We start from the raw sequence: 16,227 nt of genomic DNA, 5'->3' as shown, positions 1-16,227 counted from the left end.
GAGAGCGCGTTCATGACTACGTCTCCCCGCATCCTGGCCCGGTCAGAGGCCATTTTGAAATCCTGGAAAACGCTCAACTGGGCCAGCGCCTTTTCCGCCTTTATCTATCCGGCGCTCGGGCTTGCTCTGCTCGTCACCATGATCGTACTCGGTCTGGCGCTCGAAGGTTTGACCCTGCATTGGTGGTATGCCCCGATCGCCCTCGCGGTGACCGCTTTCACCATCTTCATGTGCAATATGGGCATCGGGCCACTGCACCGGATCTGGCAGCACCGCGCCGGCGAGATCAAATGGCCGGCCCAGGTTTTCGCCATGTTCAATTGCATCCTGGCCATGCAGGGCTCACTGCGCGACTGGGTAAACTACCATTCCCAGCATCACCGCTTCGCCGATAAGCCCGGCGATCCGCACAATCCGTTCGAGAGCAAGCGCTGGGCCTGGGTCGGCTGGATCCTTTGGCGTGACGAGAAAGACCTGGAGCGCCCGATGCCGATGTGGCTGAAGGAGAACAAGGTCGTGCTCTTCGGTGACAAGTTTCATATCACCCTTTCACTGATCCTGCACTTTGCCGTGCCGGCCGTGATCTATGCGATTGTCGCCCTGTCCGGTGGCTCGCTGATCCTGACGGCGCTTTTGCATGCCAGTGTCATCATCGGTCGTGCCATCCAGTTCCACGCGACCACGCTCGGTGTGAATGTGTTCGGTCACATGAAGACGCCGCTCTGGTTTGATTATTTTCTGGCGCTGCTGACCGGCGGCGAGGCGCTGCATGATCACCACCATGATCATCCGCGCAGTGCGCTGCATTTGCCGAAGAATGGCTTCTGGAACCGGGTCGTTGATTACAACGGGACGTTTTTGCTCGTTCTGCGGCGTCTGGGGCTTGCCAAAAACCTAGAAATCGCGCCTCAATTCGCCTGAGGCGCGTTTTGCCTGCTGCGTCCCACTGGCCGGAAGAGCTATGGGCGCTAAGTTGACGTGTGCGTAAACGTCATCTGAGCCGATAAAGGGGAGATCTATGTCGGACCTTGAAACCTTCCGCGCGGAGACGCGCGCCTGGCTGGAAGAGAATTGCCCGCCGGAAATGCGCAAACCCATGACCGGCGAGGGGGATGCTTGCTGGGGTGGCCGGAACTGGACCTTCCAGAGCGAAGCCCAGAAAGTCTGGCTCGAACGCATGGCAGCCAAGGGCTGGACCGTGCCGGAATGGCCGGTCGAGTACGGCGGCGGCGGTCTCTCCAAGGAAGAAGCCAAGGTTCTGCGCGATGAGATGAAGGCGATCAAGGCGCGCTCGCCGCTGATGTCTTTCGGCATCTGGATGCTTGGGCCGGCTCTGCTCAAATTCGGCAATGAAGAGCAGAAGAAAGAACACCTGCCCAAGATCGCGCGCGGCGAAATCCGCTGGGCCCAGGGTTATTCCGAACCCAATGCCGGGTCCGATCTGGCTTCGCTGATGACCAAGTGCGAGGATCAGGACGATCACTATCTGATCAATGGTCAGAAGGTCTGGACCTCTTATGCCGACGAGGCGGATTGGATTTTCGCGCTCGTGCGCACCGATTTCGACGCGCCCAAGCATGAAGGCATCAGCTTCGTTCTGGTCGATATGGACCAGCCGGGCGTGACTACCAAGCCGATCAAGTTGATCTCCGGCAAGTCGCCTTTCTGTGAGACTTTCTTCGACGATGCCCGGTGCGAGAAATACAATCTCGTCGGCGAGAAGAACAAAGGCTGGACCATCGCCAAATATCTGCTCACCCATGAGCGCGAAATGATCGGCGGTACCGGCACCGGGGCGATGCGCCCGATGGGCGATATTGCGGTTCAGCAGCTTGGTCTCAATGATGCGGGCCAGCTTTGTGACCCGGTGCTGCGGACCGATGTGGCGCGGGCTGAGATCGATGGTCTGGCCTTTATGGCGACCATGGAGCGCGTGACTGACGAGGCCAAATCCGGCCAGGGCGTGGGCGCCAATTCCTCTATGCTGAAATACTATGGCACCGAGCTGAACAAGCGCCGCTTTGAACTGATGATGGACAGTTCAGGCCATGACGGCCTGGAGTGGGACCAGGAAAATGACGTTGCCCGTCATTGGCTGCGGACCAAGGCCAACTCCATCGAGGGCGGAACCTCCGAGGTTCAGCTCAACATCATTTCCAAGCGCATTTTGAATTTGCCGACCGCATAGGCATCCGGGGAGAGTTTCACCATGGCAATGGTATTGAGCGAAGAAGCCGGCATGCTGAAAGACGCGGCCAAGGGATTTTTGGCCGACAGCGCACCGGTAAGTCAGTTGCGCAAGTTGCGCGATACAGAAAGCGCCGACGGGTTCGACCGTGATACCTGGAAAGCGATGGCCGAGATGGGCTGGACCAGCGTACTGGTTCCCGAAGCCCATGGCGGTGTGGAAATGGGCCATGTCGCCGCCGGCGTTATCGCCGAGGAGATGGGGCGCACGCTGACCGCGTCACCCTTCCTGTCGACCGCCGTTATGGGCGCCACGGCGCTGACCCGTTTCGGCTCGGAAGCACAGAAGGGCGAATGGCTGCCGCGCATCGCGGGCGGTAAGGCGATTACGGCTCTCGCTGTTGACGAAGGCCGCAAGCACGCACCGGCTCATGTCGAGACGCGCGCCGAGCGCTCCGGAAATGGCTTCAAGCTGAACGGCAAGAAGAGCTTTGTCGCCGATGGTCACATCGCTGACATGCTCATCGTTTCGGCCCGGACCGCGGGCGGCGATGCGGAAGAAGACGGTGTCAGTCTTTTCCTGGTGCCGCAGGACGCGGCAGGGGTCACCATTGAGCGCGCCTCCATGGTCGACAGCCGCAACTCTGCCCGGGTGATTTTGGACAATGTCGAGCTTAATGCCGATGCAGTGCTGGGCGATGTCGATAATGGCTACAAGCCGCTGGAAGCCGTGCTTGATGCCGGCCGGGCGGGTTTGTCGGCTGAGATGTCGGGTTCGGCCCAGGAATGCCTCGAGCAGACGGTCGAGTACCTCAAGGAGCGCAAGCAGTTCGGTGAGGTGATCGGGACCTATCAGGGCCTGCAGCACCGCGCGGCGCATCTTTATTCCGAGATCGAACTGGGCAAGTCCATCGTTCTGAAGACGCTTCAGACCCTGGATCTGGCACCGGATCATGCCGCGATGATGGTTTCAGCGGCGAAGTCGAAGATGGGCTCCGTGGCTCAGCTGGCGGCGCAGGAAGCGATCCAGATGCATGGCGGTATCGGCATGACCGATGAGTACGATATCGGCTTCTTCATCAAGCGCGTTCGCGTGGCCGCTGCGCTGTTCGGGGATACCAACTACCATACCGACAAGTTCGCCCGCCTGCGCAAATACTGATCCACAGAGCCGGGGAGGGCTTGAGATGGACTATTCAGACCATGTGGTAGCCGTCACAGGGGGCGCGCGCGGAATCGGGCGCGCCATCGCCGAGGCCTTCAAGGCCAAGGGCGCGAAAGTGGCGATCGGTGATCTCAACGGCGCGGAGGAAACCGCCGCGGAGATCGGTGCACTGGGCATGACGCTCGACGTCACCGATGAAGCCCAGATCGGAAAATTCCTCGACCAGGCCGAGGCTCAGCTCGGCCCGGTCAGTGTCTTTGTCTCCAATGCGGGCATTCTGCGCGCCGATGACCCCAGCTGGGATGCGGCCGGTGCGACGGACAAGGCCTGGCAGGACAGCTTCGAAGTCAACGTCATGGGCGCGGTGCGCTCGGCGCGCCAGGTCTGGCCGCGGATGAAGCCGCGTGGTGGCGGAATCTTTGCGATCGTCGCCTCGGCTGCCGGTTTGCTCGGGCAGATCGGGGCCTCCTCCTACACGGCCACCAAGCACGCCGCGGTTTCTTTTGCCGAAAGCCTGGCCATAACCCATGGCGATGAGGGCTTGCAGGTTGTTTGCGTCTGCCCGCAGGCGGTCCGGACCGACATGATTGGCGATAGCGAGGATGGCGGTATCGCCGGAGCGGACGGCATCGTCGAGCCGTCTGACGTGGCCGATGCCTTGATGGCCTCGATCGAGAACAAGCATTTTCTGGCCCTGCCGCACCCGCAGGTCGCGCAGTATGAAGCCCTTAGGGCGACCGAGCGTGACCGGTGGATCGGCGGTATGCGGAAATTTCGACGTATGATGGTGGGCGCGCGCGGGCGTCCCGTCTAAGGTGAATTAAAGTCAAAACAATAAGCGCGAGGGAGATAGCATGGATCTTGGAGTTTCGGAGCGCGTCAAGCCGCTCATCGATCAGGTTCGCGCCATGGTGCGTGATGAAATCATGCCGTTGGAAGACGAGTATCATCACGAGGTCGGCAAGGCCCCGGGAGGGGATCGCTTCGCATTTACCGACCGGCAAAATGAGATCCGTGAAGGCCTCAAGGCCAAGGCGCGAGAACGCGGCCTGTGGAATTTCTGGCTGACCGACAGCGATCGCGGTTATGGCCTCTCCACCGTCGAATACGCCCACCTCGCCGAGGAAATGGGCTGGTCCTTCCTGGCGCCGGAAGTGTTCAACTGTTCCGCGCCGGATACCGGCAATATGGAAGTCATCGAGCGTTACGGGACGCCGGCCCAGAAAGAGAAATGGCTTGGCGGCCTGCTCGAGGGCAAGATCCGTTCGGCCTATCTCATGACCGAGCCCGATGTGGCCTCGTCCGACGCGACCAATATCTCCTTCTCTGCTGTGCTTGAGGGCGATGGGTGGGTTCTCAATGGCGAGAAATACTGGGCCTCCGGCGCCGGTGATCCGCGTTGCGAAGTCTATGTCCTGATGGCCAAAACCGAAGGCGAGGAGGCCGGCCGTCATGGTCAGCACTCGCAATTCCTGGTGGATGCCAAGAATACTGACGGGATCGAGATCCTGCGTCCGATGACGGTGTTCGGGCATGATGATGCGCCGCATGGGCATATGCATATCCGCTTCACCAATGCGCGCATTCCGGCTGATAGCATTATCCTCGGCCGTGGCCGTGGTTTTGAAATCTCCCAGGGACGCCTTGGGCCGGGTCGTATCCACCACTGCATGCGCGCTATCGGTCAGGCCGAGCGGGCGCTGGAGCTGCTTTGCCGCCGCTCGGTCACGCGAGAGGCCTTTGGCCGTCCGCTGGCCAAGCTGGGGGCCAATGTGGATATCATCGCCGAGCGCCGCATGGCGATTGAGCAGGCGCGGCTTCTGTGCCTGAAAGCGGCCTGGATGATGGATCAGGGCGATCCGCGCGCGGCAGCGCCGTGGATTTCGCAGATCAAGGTCATCGCGCCGCGTGTCGCTCTCGATACGGTGGATGAAGCGATGCAGATGCATGGCGGCACTGGCGTTTCCCAGGACACACCGCTGGCCGGCATGTGGGCCGGTTTGCGCACACTGCGCTTTGCTGATGGTCCCGATGCCGTGCACCGTATGGTCATCGGCCGCAAGGAGCTCAAGCGCTATGTCAACGAAGCGTTGGAGGGCTAGATGAGCGCCGAGCGCAAAGGTCCGACACGGGCCCAGGTCGAGCCCTATGTCATGCATATCCTCGAAAACGAGGAGATGTTCAAACTCGGCGCGGCGGAGATCCGCGGTGTTACCCATCGCGTCTACACCGGTGCCCCGGCGGACCTGCGCTTCCTGCTCGTCGCCGCCATGGAGCATGCCGAGAAGACCGCCATCGTCTTCGAGGATCAACGCTGGACCTATGGTGAGCTGATCGGCAAGGCTGTCGCGATCGCCAACGGCTTGATCGAGCGCCATGGTGTCACGCCGGGCACGCGCATCGCGCTGGCCATGCGTAATTCACCGGAATGGATTGCCAGCTTCTTCGGTATTCTCTGCGCCGGCGGTGTCGTCGTACCGATGAATGGCTGGTGGACGGGTGAGGAGATGGAGTACGCGCTGGAAGACTGCGGCGCCAAGCTCGTGATCGCCGGTTTCCGCCAGGCCGATCGTATCCGTCCCTACAAGGACAAGCTCGGCCTGACGCTGATCGCGGGACGCGGCGATGTCACCGAAGTGGACGATCATCTCGATCAGATTCTGGAAGCCGGCGCTGGCAAGGCGCCGCCGGAATTGCAGATCGATACCGATAGCGATTTCGCGATCTTCTACACGTCCGGCTCGACGGGTAAGCCGAAGGGCGCCGTTCTCACCCATCGCGGCGCGGTCTCGACGGTGCTGTCTTATGCCCTGGTCGGCGCGGCTGTGAAGGCGGCTAACAATGACGAGGACCTGTTCGGCGAAAACCCGGCGGTCCTGGTGGCCGTGCCGCTCTTCCACTGTACCGGTTCGCACGCAGTGATGATGATGTCCTTCGTCACCGGCCGCAAAATGGTGCTGATGCGCAAATGGGATGCCGGTGATGCGGTCGATCTCATCGAAGCGGAAGAGATCACCAATGTGGTCGGCGTGCCGACCATGTCGCACGAGATCACGCTGGAGGCGGAGCGCCGCGGCACCTCGCTGGACAGCATGAAAGACATTTCCGCGGGTGGCGCCAAGCGTCCGCCGGCCCATGTCGACAAGCTCAACGAAAACTTCCCGCAGGCCTGGGCCTCGTCGGGTTATGGCCTGACCGAGACCAACGCCATTGGCGCCTATGTCTCGATGCATGACTACCAGGCGCGTCCGGGGTCCTGTGGCCGGGCGACGCCGGCCGTTACCGACATCAAGACGGTCAAGGATGATGGCAGTGATGCAGCGACCGGTGAGCCCGGTGAGGTCTGGATCAAGGGACCGATCCTGTTCCGCGGGTATCTCAACCAGCCCGAAGCCACAGCGGCGGTGCTGACCGAGGATGGCTGGTTCAAAACCGGTGATATCGGCTACCTTGACGAGGACGGCTTCCTTTTCATCGTCGATCGCATCAAGGATATGATCCTGCGTGGTGGGGAAAACGTCTCCTGCCTTGAAGTCGAGCATGCTCTGGCCAAACACCCCGACATCGTCGAAGCCGGTGTCATCGGTATCCCTGATGAACGTCTCGGCGAGCGCGTCGGTGCCGCCATCCTGCTGCGTGACGGCGTCGATATGAGCGACGAAGAGATCCTCGAATTCCTCGAGCCGCACCTGGCCAAGTTCAAACGTCCGGAACGCTATTGGCGGTTCGACGAGCCACTGCCGCGCGGCGGCACCGGCAAGGTCGACAAGCCGGGCCTGCGCAAAATGCTTTTGACTGAGGAGGCTGAAGCCTGATGCCAAGCGTCAACCCTGCAGATCTGCCCGACCTGGTCGGCAAGGAAATCGGTGTATCGCGCTGGATCGAGGTCGATCAGAAGCGCATCGACGTTTTTGCCGATGTCACCGAGGACCCGCAATTCATCCATATCGACCCGGAGCGGGCCGCGAAGGAAACACCCTTCGGAGGCACCATTGCGCATGGTTTCCTCTCCCTGTCGCTGCTGTCACCGATGGCGATGGATCTGGGCTTCTCGCTCCAGGGCATCGCGATGGGTATCAATTACGGCTTCGACAAAATTCGCTTCCTGCAGCCTGTGCGCGCCGGAAAGAAGGTACGCGGTCGTTTCACGCTGGAAGATGCGACCGAACGCCAGCCCGGCCAGTGGATGCTGCGCTATGGCGTCAGTGTTGAAATCGAGGGCGAGGACAAGCCGGCCCTGATCGGCCATTGGCTGACCCTGCAAATCCTCGGCAAGTAAGACAGACAAGAGACCAAGATGACCGAAATTCGATTTGATGGCCGCGTGGCCATCGTCACCGGCGCGGGCCACGGCCTGGGCCGTGCTCACGCCCACCTTCTGGCCGCGCGTGGTGCCAAACTCGTGGTCAATGATCTGGGCGGGTCCATGGATGGCTCCGGCAGCGGGTCTGCGGCGGAAGATGTAGCGCAGGAAATCCGCGATGCGGGCGGCGAGGCAATTTCGCACCGCGCCAATGTCACCAAGGCCGACGAGGTTCAGGACATGGTCGATCAGGCCATGGCGAAATGGGGTAAGGTGGACATTCTGGTCAATAATGCCGGCATCTTGCGCGACAAGAGCTTTGCCAAGATGACGGTCGATGACTTCCAGGCGGTGCTTGATGTCCACGTTATGGGCTCGGCGGTTTGCACCAAGGCTGTCTGGGAACCGATGCGTGAGGCTGGCTATGGCCGTATCGCCATGACGGCGTCCTCTTCCGGCATCTACGGCAATTTCGGCCAATCCAATTATGGCGCGGCCAAGATGGGTCTCGTCGGCTTCATGAACGTGCTGCACCTGGAAGGCGCCAAGTACAATATCCGCGTCAACGCCCTGGCTCCGGTAGCCGCAACCCGCATGACCGAAGATCTCCTGCCGCCGCCGGCGCTGGAATTGCTCAAGCCGGAAGCGGTGTCTGCAGGCCTGGCCTATCTGGTCAGCGAGGATGCGCCCTCGCGACTGGTCCTGTGTGCCGGTGCGGGTGGGTTCGCCGCCACCAAAATCTATGAAACCGATGGCATCTACCTGCCGCCGGAACAGCAGACACCGGAAGGCGTGGCGGCCAATATCGATGCCATCACCGCGACTGATGGGCAGAAAGAGTTTGCCCAGGGTGGTGAGCAGTCGATCAAATTCCTGTCCAAGGCGGCAGCCCATCTCGGCGTTAGCCTGGGCTGATGCATCTTTTCGACGAAGCCACGGCGCTTGAGCCATTGGGTGAGGACGGTCGCCGTTTCAGCGGTGCCGCTCACCCCGGCTTCAAGAATATGATCGGCCCCTATGGCGGCTGGAGCGCGGCTATCCTGGCGAAGTCCATGATCGAGGCGTCAGGCCCCGATATGGAGCTGACCACGATCACGACGGACTTCCTGGCAGGAGCCAGTGAAGGGCCGATCACGATTGATCTTGAGTGCAAGCGCCAGGGCCGCAACACCCAGTTCTGGACGGCGGACCTAGTCCCTGGCGGCAGTGAAACCCCGGCCAATTGCGCTTTGGGCATTATGTCCCGCCGCCGCGAAACTCTGGCCTGGGTAGAAGGCCATCGCCCCGATGCGCCTGAACCGGAGGATTGCGAACGCTTTCCCTTGCCGATGGCCTGGACGAAGCCGGTGGAAATGCGTGGCGCAGCCAACAATCCTTTCACGGGCGGGGATGGAACGACCAAGTCCCTGGCCTGGGTGCGGCTTGATCCGGATCGCCCACTGGATCCGGTCGGGCTTGTGGCGCTGGCTGACACGCCGACGCCGCGCCTGTTTTTCAAGACCGGCAAGCCCGATCTCATCGCGACCGTTTCCATGACGGTCTATCTCCATGCCACCCCGGACGACTATGAAGCGGTCGGCACGGATTATCTTCTCGTCGAAGCCACAGGGGCCCGCGGTGGCCGTGGTTTCAATGATCAGCATGCAACAATATGGAGCCGGGATGGCCGGCTCATGGCCACGACCCAGCAGATGGTCAGTTATCGAACCAAGGCGTCAAAGCCTTAGGTCAAAGGGAGGAAGACCATGCGTGAAGCAGTCATCGTATCCACAGCGCGTACGCCGATCGGCAAGGCCTATCGCGGCGCTTTCAACGACACGTCTGGCCCGGAAATGGGAGGGCATGCAATCCGCAATGCGGTCGAGCGTTCCGGCGTCGATCCGGCGGAGATCGATGATGTCGTCATGGGCTGCGCCATGCAGATGGGCACGACGGGTCGAAATCCGGGCCGCAATTGCGCCATTCGCGCCGGACTGCCGACCTCGGTCTCCGGCATGTCGATGGACCGCCAGTGTGCATCCGGCATGATGGCGATTGCCACGGCGGCGAAACAGATCATCGCAGACGGCATGACCGTCACGGTTGGCGGCGGGCTGGAGAGTATCTCCCTCGTGCAGACCGAAAAGACCCGGACCTATCGCGATACGGACCCGTGGATCGTTGAGAACCAGCCGGCACTCTACATGACCATGCTGGAAACCGCCGAGATCGTCGCTGATCGCTACGGCGTCAGCCGTGAGGCACAGGATGAGTATGCGGCTCAGTCCCAGGCGCGTACGCATGAGGCCCAGCAGGCCGGCAAGTTCGACGATGAGATCGTGCCACTGCCGTCGACCATGAAGTTCATGAACAAGGAGACCAAAGAGGTTTCCGACATCGAAGTGACGCTGGAAAAAGACGAAGGCAACCGCCCCGGCACCTCCGCCGAAGCACTGTCCGGTCTCAAGCCGGTCTTCGCCAACGGCCAGGTCGTCAAGGAAGGCAAGTTCATCACCGCCGGTAATGCCTCCCAGCTCTCCGATGGCGCCTCGGCCTCGGTCCTGATGGAGGCAAAGGAAGCGGAGCGCCGCGGGTTGAACCCGCTTGGTATCTACCGCGGTATCGCCGTAGCCGGCCTTGACCCGGATGAAATGGGTATCGGTCCCATCCATGCGGTGCCGAAGCTGCTGAAGGCGAATGGCCTGACCATGGACGATATCGATCTGTGGGAGCTCAATGAGGCCTTCGCCGTGCAGGTTCTGTATTGCCGCGACAAGCTGGGCATCCCGAATGAGCGTCTCAACGTCAATGGCGGCGCGATTTCCATCGGACACCCTTATGGCATGTCCGGTGCGCGCATGGTCGGTCATGCCCTGATCGAGGGTAAGCGCCGTGGGGCCAAATACGTCGTTGCCACCATGTGTGTCGGCGGCGGCATGGGCGCAGCCGGCCTCTTTGAAGTCGCATAGGTCGAGGTGAGCTTATGAAAGCGCTGTATTGCCGCGAATTCGGTCCCGAAGACCAGATGAAGGTCGAGGAGATTGACGATCCGGTGCTGCCGGATGGTCATGTCCTGATCGACGTCAAGGCGGCCGGGCTTAACTTCCCTGATCTGCTCTGTGTCCGGGGCGAATACCAGTTCAAACCGCCGACGCCATTTGTGCCGGGCGGCGAGGGGGCAGGTATTGTCACCCAGATCGCTGACGGGGTCGAGAACCTCAAGGTCGGAGACCGCGTCTGTTTTAACGGGCTGACCGGCGCGTTTGCAGAGAAAGTGGCAACGCCTGCCATGGCGGCGATCAAGATCCCGGACTCCATGTCGTTTGAAGAGGCGGCCGGACTGACCGTCGTCTACGCCACCTCGTATTACGCTCTCAAGCAGCGCGCTAATCTGCAGCCGGGCGAGAGTGTTCTCGTGCTCGGGGCAGCTGGCGGCGTTGGTCTTGCGACCGTCGAGCTGGCCAAGGCCATGGGCGCCAAGGTTATTGCCGCCGCTTCGAGTGACGAAAAACTCGCCGTGGCGCGTGAACATGGTGCCGATGAGGGCATCAACTACTCCAGCGAAGATCTCAAGGCGCGTACAAAGGAGCTGACTGGCGGGCAAGGCGTCGACGTGATCTATGATCCGGTCGGCGGTGAGCTGGCGGAAGCCGCATTCCGGGCCATCGGTTGGGAAGGCCGTCACCTGGTCATCGGCTTTGCCTCCGGCCCCATTCCCAAACTCCCGCTCAATCTTCCGCTCCTCAAAGGCGCGTCGGCGGTTGGGGTCTTCTGGGGCGCTTGGGCCATGCGCGACCCCAAGGGCCATTTCGGCAATATGAAAGAGCTGTTCGACTTCTATGAGGCGGGCCAGATCAAGCCGCGAGTGGCGGGGGCCTACACGCTCGAGGAATTCATTGATGCTTTCGGTCAGCTCTCGGGCCGCAAGGCGATGGGCAAGGTGGTTCTGACGCCTTAGTCGTACAAATCCAGGCACAAATAAAAAGGGCGGCCTGACGGGCCGCCCTTTCTTTATTACTCGATGCCGATCAGCCTTCGACCGGAGCCGAGTCGAGGCCTTTGGGGTTGGGCCCGTACTGGTTGCTACCCGGTGCACTATCGCTGACATAGAAGATGATCAGAACGATAAAGCCGACCAGCGGGATCAGGCCGATCAGGATCCACCAGCCGCTTTTGCCACTATCGTGCAGCCGGCGTACCGCCACAGCGATGCTGGGCAGAATTACAGCGAGCGAGAAGAGCGGGCTGAATACGCCAAAGCTCTCAACGCCCATCATGGCCATGTCGAGGAAGGTCAGCGCGACAGAGGCGATGAAGGTGAACAACACCCAGAACCAGTACTCGCTACGCCGTGCGCGTCCCTGGAAATTCACATAGTTGGAAAAGCCGCTTTTGATCGCGTCAAAAAATCCCATCTCAATATCTCCCCATTTGAGATTTCATCCGACGGTTGCATCCGGCGGTCGCCAGAACAAGCACAAATCCAAACCGGGTGTGGATAAGTCCCGCGATAGTCGGGACGGCGCGACGCTAGGGGCAGAAGAAAAGGGCTGGAGGGGGTGCTCCAGCCCTTTAGGCTTCCGCGTTGCGAGGGTGTGGGATGGTGCAGCGCGGTGCAGGGTGAGGGAGCCGTCCGTGAACGGAACGAATCCCTGACCACCTTATCCCCCCGTTCGGCGTAAAATTCAATCATGAGGGGAATTTTGTCTGGGGAAAACACCGAACAGCGTTCATTGTCAGGTGCTTTGCCTGGGCTTGAAGCGGCTCGTTCGCTTGACCCGCTTGCCAATCGTGAAACATTCGACCCCGACATCGCGATCTGGGGAGGATTGAATGACTCGAATCGGTATTACCGGGCTGGCCCTTGTTTTGGCTGCCTGCGGCTCGGAAGCGCAGGAAGCACGCTACGCTCCGCCGTCCGAAGTGCTGGAAGTGCATGACTATGTCGCGGCCGTGTCTGCCGACCGGATCGAGGCGGATATTCGACGGCTGGCGGGCTTTGGCACGCGCCATACCCTGTCCGATACCGAAAGCGATACCCGCGGCGTGGGCGCTTCGACGCGGTGGATCTATGAGGAGTTTGAACGCATCTCTGCCGAGTGCGGAGGGTGCCTTGAAGTAATGTACGTCTCCGGCACGATTTTCGGTCAGACCCGGATACCCGACCCGACCGATGTCGTCTCCGTTCTTGCTATCCAGCGCGGAACACTCGACCCGGATCGTTATGTGATGATGTCGGGTGATATCGACAGCCGCATCACCGACCCCCTCAACTCGACCGATGACAGCCCCGGCGCCAATGATAACGCATCCGGTATGGCCGGCACGATCGAGGCGGCCCGCGTGCTCAGCCAGTACGAGTTTCCCGGCTCGATCATCTATGCCGGTCTGTCCGGTGAGGAGCAGGGCCTGTTCGGGGGGCAGATCGTGGCTGATCACGCACTGGAGAATGGCTGGCGCATCAAGGCCGTTCTCAACAATGACATGATCGGCAATATTGAAGGCATTGACGGGGTCATCAACAACACCACGGCCCGGGTCTTCTCCGAGGGGACGCGAGCCAATGAGACGCCCCAGGAAGCCCGTCTGCGCCGCTTTACCGGCGGAGAGGTGGACAGCCCGTCGCGCAATCTGGCGCGCTTCGTTGATCGCACGGCCGACCAGTACATCTCCAATCTCGATGTGATGATGGTTTATCGCCTCGACCGGTTCCGGCGCGGCGGTCATCACCGTCCGTTCAATGATGTCGGTATCCCGGGGGTCCGCATCATGGAGACCCATGAGCATTATGACCGCCAGCACCAGGATATCCGTACCGATGAAACCGGCCGGGTCTTCGGGGATACGGTGGATGAGGTTGATTTCGACCACGCCGCCAAGCTGACCTCGCTCAATGTGGCCGTCCTGGCGCAAATCGCCGGTGCGCCGCCTTTCCCGGCCAATGTCGAGATCGAGGGTGCGGTATCACCGGACACGACTTTGCGCTGGACCGTTCCGGACGGCGAAGCGGCGGAGAATTTGGCGGGGTATCGGGTCTATTGGCGCCTGACCGATGCGCCGCAATGGACACACAGCCGCTTCGTGGGGCTCACCGGGGAGTATGTGGTCGAGAATATTGTCATCGACAACTACTATTTCGGTGTCTCGGCAGTGGCCCATGACGGGTCTGAAACCCCGGTCGTATTCCCGGGGCCGGCGGGGTCTTTTGGCGAATAGGCCTTCCATCCGCGCACAAATAAAAACGCCGGCGGTGAGCCTCACCGCCGGCGTCTTTGGATCGCTATGGTCGGGCTAGCCGCGAGGCACGATGGTGTAGGTCACCGTCTCGCCGGTCGCCGCATTGATGCCCTCCCAAGTGTCGCCAAGGGCGGCGTCGGCCTGTACCGGGGCGCAGCCGCCTTCTCCGGTTGAGCGCACGACGCAGATTTCATCGCCGCGCATTTCCCAGGTCCCTTCAATGCCGACATCGGTCGTATAGGTTCCGTCGGCGTTGAAGAATGTGGTGTAGGTCACGCTTGGCGTGGTGATTTGCAGGCCGTGCTCCAGGAGCGCGTCCATCTGCAGGGCCGTTGCGGCCAGCATGGCTGTAAGAATCATCTCTATCTCCCCATTACAAATGGCGTTGCTTGATGTGTCATTGGAGCGCACCGCGGAAACGGTGCGCCCGTGCGCCGGGGGTGATGTTAGACAATAGAATTCGCCAGCTCAATGTGAGCGGCATTCCTAATTCGCTTGAGAGGGGTTTTGCGGCAGCCTGAAGAATGCGACCGGCCGGGGCACATCAAGGCGGATGTAATACCTATAGGCGAAGTGCACAAAGGCGAGCGCGCCGCGGCCGGACGGACTGTCCGCCCATAGACGAAACCGTCCGGACCGCGGCGGGATGCCTAGCCAGCTTGTGAAACGGAACCGCCGTCCTCGGCCTCATCGGCCTGCGGACGCGATCCGATGAAGTGATGTGTCACCTCATCGCCGCTTTCATTGGCGACGCTCATCGGTGTGAGCTCCTCGCCATTGCGGGTATCATAAAGGACCACCGGCTGCTTTTCGCGGCCGTAAATCCACTGATCACCCCATTGCTGCATGGCGATCAGGATCGGGAAGAGGGCTTCGCCGCGATCGGTCAGGACATATTCCTGCCGCTGACCGCGCACGCCGACTTCTTCGCGAGTCATGATGCCGTTTTCGACCAGCTTGTTGAGCCGGTCTGTCAGGATATTTTTGGCTATGCCAGTGCTCTCGTGAAAATCACTGAAGCGGCGGGCGCCTTTCATGGCATCCCGAACAATCAGCAAGGTCCACCAGTCGCCGACCTGATTCAGCGTCTGGGCAATCGCGCAAGGCATTTCGTCGAAACGTTTCCGACCCATACTTAGTCCCCCAAAGACTAATGCGTAGATACGCCGTTCCAAAAGACAAATAGGTGCCATCTCAGAGAATCACTAAGATCCCCCGCTTCAGCATCCTTTCCCGCACGAAAGGATTTCGACAGTCAGCGGACTGCTGTCAAAACCGTGCCACATAAGATACAGAGTCTGAGCGGTTTGGCGACCCAAAAATGATTTTATTTGAGTACCAAATGTGTTGCGCTGCGAAACGGTGCAATTTGAAATAAGGTTTACCAGTCGTTTTCGGGGAGGAAAGTGACGCATGGACCCAACCGGCGCAGATGCCCTGTATGTCGAGTTAAGTAACGGTTTTCGCGTAGCAATGTCGGCCAGCCTGGTGGTGATGATGTTCACTGTCGCGCTTGGGCTGAAAGTCGCCGACTTCAAGGCTCTGCGATCAGAGCCGCGGCCTGTCATTATCGGTGCAACTGCCCAGATACTGGGTCTCCCATTGCTGACCTTGGGTCTGATTTACCTGCTCGGGCCGGTGCCCAGCGTCGCCCTCGGTATGATCGTTGTGGCCTGCTGTCCTGGAGGCAATGTCTCCAATGCGCTGACCATGTTCGGCCGCGGCGATACTGCTTACTCGGTCTCTTTGACAGCGATATCGAGTGTCTCGGCCGCGCTGATCACGCCTGTATCGATCCTGTTCTGGTCGGCCCTCTACGCCCCGACCAATGCCTTGGTTGGCACGCTGGATATCTCGCCCTGGCCCTTTATCAGCCAGACCGTCGCCCTCTTGGCCTTTCCGCTGGCCATGGGCATGTTGATGTCGGAGAAAAAACCTGAATGGGCCGCGCGCCTGCGCAAGGCCTTGTCGCCGGTCGCCCTCGCAATCCTGTTCGGACTGATCCTGGTTGGGGGCTATACCAATCGGGACGTGCTGCTGGGCACAGATCATGGGCTCTTCCCTGTGGTATTCCTCCATAACGGGCTCGCTTTTGCCCTGGGCGGCCTGACCGCCTGGGTGTCTGGCATGTCGATGGCGAGACGGCGCTCCTTGACCTTCGAGGTTGGTATTCAGAATGCGGGTCTGGGGCTTTTGATCCTGCTTTCGCAGTTCGATGGCGTGGGCGGCGCTGTCGCGGTCACAGGGCTGTGGAGTATCTGGCATATCGCAGCCGGTTTCGTGGTTGTCGCCTTGTTCCGCAGCTATGATTGGGCACAATCAAAAAACATAATCGGGAAAAGCCGGGAGGTCTGAC

Annotated in this window: 16 protein-coding genes; 13 read left to right on the top strand and 3 right to left on the bottom strand. The window is 60.6% G+C overall.

The window, feature by feature from the left end; genetic code table 11:
- Positions 1–12: 12 nt before the first annotated feature.
- The 11 genes from Q1V57_RS00370 (at position 13) to Q1V57_RS00320 (ending at position 11,592) form a co-directional block, all read left to right on the top strand.
- The gene (locus Q1V57_RS00370) at positions 13–921 is read left to right on the top strand and encodes an acyl-CoA desaturase (RefSeq protein WP_300526812.1); all 909 of its coding nucleotides are present in this window, start codon (positions 13–15) and stop codon (positions 919–921) included.
- Positions 922–1,018: 97 nt separating this feature from the next.
- On the top strand, positions 1,019–2,188 hold the full coding sequence (locus Q1V57_RS00365; protein WP_300526811.1) for an acyl-CoA dehydrogenase family protein: 1,170 nt from the start codon (positions 1,019–1,021) through the stop codon (positions 2,186–2,188).
- Positions 2,189–2,209: 21 nt separating this feature from the next.
- Entirely contained in the window at positions 2,210–3,349 is a 1,140-nt protein-coding gene (locus Q1V57_RS00360) for an acyl-CoA dehydrogenase family protein (protein WP_300526810.1), read from the top strand.
- Positions 3,350–3,374: 25 nt separating this feature from the next.
- On the top strand, positions 3,375–4,166 hold the full coding sequence (locus tag Q1V57_RS00355; RefSeq protein ID WP_300526809.1) for an SDR family NAD(P)-dependent oxidoreductase: 792 nt from the start codon (positions 3,375–3,377) through the stop codon (positions 4,164–4,166).
- A 40-nt stretch (positions 4,167–4,206) separates the two neighbouring features.
- Complete coding sequence (locus tag Q1V57_RS00350; RefSeq protein WP_300526808.1) at positions 4,207–5,454, top strand: acyl-CoA dehydrogenase family protein; 1,248 nt, start codon at positions 4,207–4,209, stop codon at positions 5,452–5,454.
- Positions 5,455–7,167, top strand: coding sequence for a class I adenylate-forming enzyme family protein (locus tag Q1V57_RS00345; protein WP_300526807.1), 1,713 nt, complete (start codon positions 5,455–5,457; stop codon positions 7,165–7,167).
- Positions 7,167–7,631, top strand: coding sequence for a MaoC family dehydratase (locus Q1V57_RS00340; RefSeq protein ID WP_300526806.1), 465 nt, complete (start codon positions 7,167–7,169; stop codon positions 7,629–7,631). The genes Q1V57_RS00345 and Q1V57_RS00340 overlap by 1 nt, the downstream gene beginning before the upstream one ends.
- Before the next feature lie 18 nt (positions 7,632–7,649).
- Complete coding sequence (locus Q1V57_RS00335; protein ID WP_300526805.1) at positions 7,650–8,570, top strand: SDR family NAD(P)-dependent oxidoreductase; 921 nt, start codon at positions 7,650–7,652, stop codon at positions 8,568–8,570.
- Positions 8,570–9,382 (top strand): thioesterase family protein, encoded by an 813-nt coding sequence (locus Q1V57_RS00330; protein WP_300526804.1) that lies wholly within the window; start codon positions 8,570–8,572, stop codon positions 9,380–9,382. Before Q1V57_RS00335 ends, Q1V57_RS00330 begins: the two co-directional genes overlap by 1 nt.
- Before the next feature lie 18 nt (positions 9,383–9,400).
- Positions 9,401–10,603: an acetyl-CoA C-acyltransferase gene (locus Q1V57_RS00325; protein WP_300526803.1), complete on the top strand. Its 1,203-nt coding sequence runs from the start codon at positions 9,401–9,403 to the stop codon at positions 10,601–10,603.
- A 14-nt stretch (positions 10,604–10,617) separates the two neighbouring features.
- Positions 10,618–11,592 carry an NADPH:quinone oxidoreductase family protein gene (locus Q1V57_RS00320; protein ID WP_300526802.1) on the top strand — a complete coding sequence of 325 codons (975 nt, stop codon included), beginning with the start codon at positions 10,618–10,620 and terminating at the stop codon, positions 11,590–11,592.
- A 70-nt stretch (positions 11,593–11,662) separates the two neighbouring features.
- Here the strand turns inward: Q1V57_RS00320 and Q1V57_RS00315 are convergent, their stop codons facing one another.
- Positions 11,663–12,049: a DUF805 domain-containing protein gene (locus Q1V57_RS00315; protein WP_300526801.1), complete on the bottom strand. Its 387-nt coding sequence runs from the start codon at positions 12,047–12,049 to the stop codon at positions 11,663–11,665.
- Positions 12,050–12,467: 418 nt separating this feature from the next.
- Here Q1V57_RS00315 and Q1V57_RS00310 point away from each other — a divergent pair, with 418 nt between their 5' ends.
- On the top strand, positions 12,468–13,850 hold the full coding sequence (locus Q1V57_RS00310) for a M28 family metallopeptidase (RefSeq protein WP_300526800.1): 1,383 nt from the start codon (positions 12,468–12,470) through the stop codon (positions 13,848–13,850).
- A gap of 75 nt (positions 13,851–13,925) precedes the next feature.
- Here Q1V57_RS00310 and Q1V57_RS00305 read toward each other — a convergent pair whose 3' ends face one another.
- Positions 13,926–14,231: a hypothetical protein gene (locus Q1V57_RS00305; RefSeq protein ID WP_300526799.1), complete on the bottom strand. Its 306-nt coding sequence runs from the start codon at positions 14,229–14,231 to the stop codon at positions 13,926–13,928.
- A 290-nt stretch (positions 14,232–14,521) separates the two neighbouring features.
- Positions 14,522–15,004, bottom strand: a complete 483-nt coding sequence (locus Q1V57_RS00300; RefSeq protein ID WP_300526798.1) for a helix-turn-helix domain-containing protein — start codon at positions 15,002–15,004, stop codon at positions 14,522–14,524.
- A 280-nt stretch (positions 15,005–15,284) separates the two neighbouring features.
- Here Q1V57_RS00300 and Q1V57_RS00295 point away from each other — a divergent pair, with 280 nt between their 5' ends.
- Positions 15,285–16,226, top strand: coding sequence for a bile acid:sodium symporter (locus Q1V57_RS00295; RefSeq protein WP_300526797.1), 942 nt, complete (start codon positions 15,285–15,287; stop codon positions 16,224–16,226).
- Position 16,227: the final 1 nt, after the last annotated feature.

It is taken from the genome of Maricaulis sp. (assembly GCF_030149425.1).
GTDB lineage: Bacteria > Pseudomonadota > Alphaproteobacteria > Caulobacterales > Maricaulaceae > Maricaulis.
This window is presented reverse-complemented; position numbering and strand designations above follow the sequence as displayed.

What these genes read in the sequence shown, in the direction of transcription:
- Q1V57_RS00350 (WP_300526808.1), top strand. Translation starts at nt 4,207, where the DNA reads ATGGATCTTGGAGTTTCGGAGCGCGTCAAGCCGCTCATCGATCAGGTT.
- Q1V57_RS00315 (WP_300526801.1), bottom strand. Translation starts at nt 12,049, where the DNA reads ATGGGATTTTTTGACGCGATCAAAAGCGGCTTTTCCAACTATGTGAAT.
- Q1V57_RS00335 (WP_300526805.1), top strand. Translation starts at nt 7,650, where the DNA reads ATGACCGAAATTCGATTTGATGGCCGCGTGGCCATCGTCACCGGCGCG.
- Q1V57_RS00325 (WP_300526803.1), top strand. Translation starts at nt 9,401, where the DNA reads ATGCGTGAAGCAGTCATCGTATCCACAGCGCGTACGCCGATCGGCAAG.
- Q1V57_RS00345 (WP_300526807.1), top strand. Translation starts at nt 5,455, where the DNA reads ATGAGCGCCGAGCGCAAAGGTCCGACACGGGCCCAGGTCGAGCCCTAT.
- Q1V57_RS00340 (WP_300526806.1), top strand. Translation starts at nt 7,167, where the DNA reads ATGCCAAGCGTCAACCCTGCAGATCTGCCCGACCTGGTCGGCAAGGAA.
- Q1V57_RS00300 (WP_300526798.1), bottom strand. Translation starts at nt 15,004, where the DNA reads ATGGGTCGGAAACGTTTCGACGAAATGCCTTGCGCGATTGCCCAGACG.
- Q1V57_RS00355 (WP_300526809.1), top strand. Translation starts at nt 3,375, where the DNA reads ATGGACTATTCAGACCATGTGGTAGCCGTCACAGGGGGCGCGCGCGGA.
- Q1V57_RS00305 (WP_300526799.1), bottom strand. Translation starts at nt 14,231, where the DNA reads ATGATTCTTACAGCCATGCTGGCCGCAACGGCCCTGCAGATGGACGCG.
- Q1V57_RS00365 (WP_300526811.1), top strand. Translation starts at nt 1,019, where the DNA reads ATGTCGGACCTTGAAACCTTCCGCGCGGAGACGCGCGCCTGGCTGGAA.
- Q1V57_RS00370 (WP_300526812.1), top strand. Translation starts at nt 13, where the DNA reads ATGACTACGTCTCCCCGCATCCTGGCCCGGTCAGAGGCCATTTTGAAA.
- Q1V57_RS00295 (WP_300526797.1), top strand. Translation starts at nt 15,285, where the DNA reads ATGGACCCAACCGGCGCAGATGCCCTGTATGTCGAGTTAAGTAACGGT.
- Q1V57_RS00360 (WP_300526810.1), top strand. Translation starts at nt 2,210, where the DNA reads ATGGCAATGGTATTGAGCGAAGAAGCCGGCATGCTGAAAGACGCGGCC.
- Q1V57_RS00320 (WP_300526802.1), top strand. Translation starts at nt 10,618, where the DNA reads ATGAAAGCGCTGTATTGCCGCGAATTCGGTCCCGAAGACCAGATGAAG.
- Q1V57_RS00330 (WP_300526804.1), top strand. Translation starts at nt 8,570, where the DNA reads ATGCATCTTTTCGACGAAGCCACGGCGCTTGAGCCATTGGGTGAGGAC.
- Q1V57_RS00310 (WP_300526800.1), top strand. Translation starts at nt 12,468, where the DNA reads ATGACTCGAATCGGTATTACCGGGCTGGCCCTTGTTTTGGCTGCCTGC.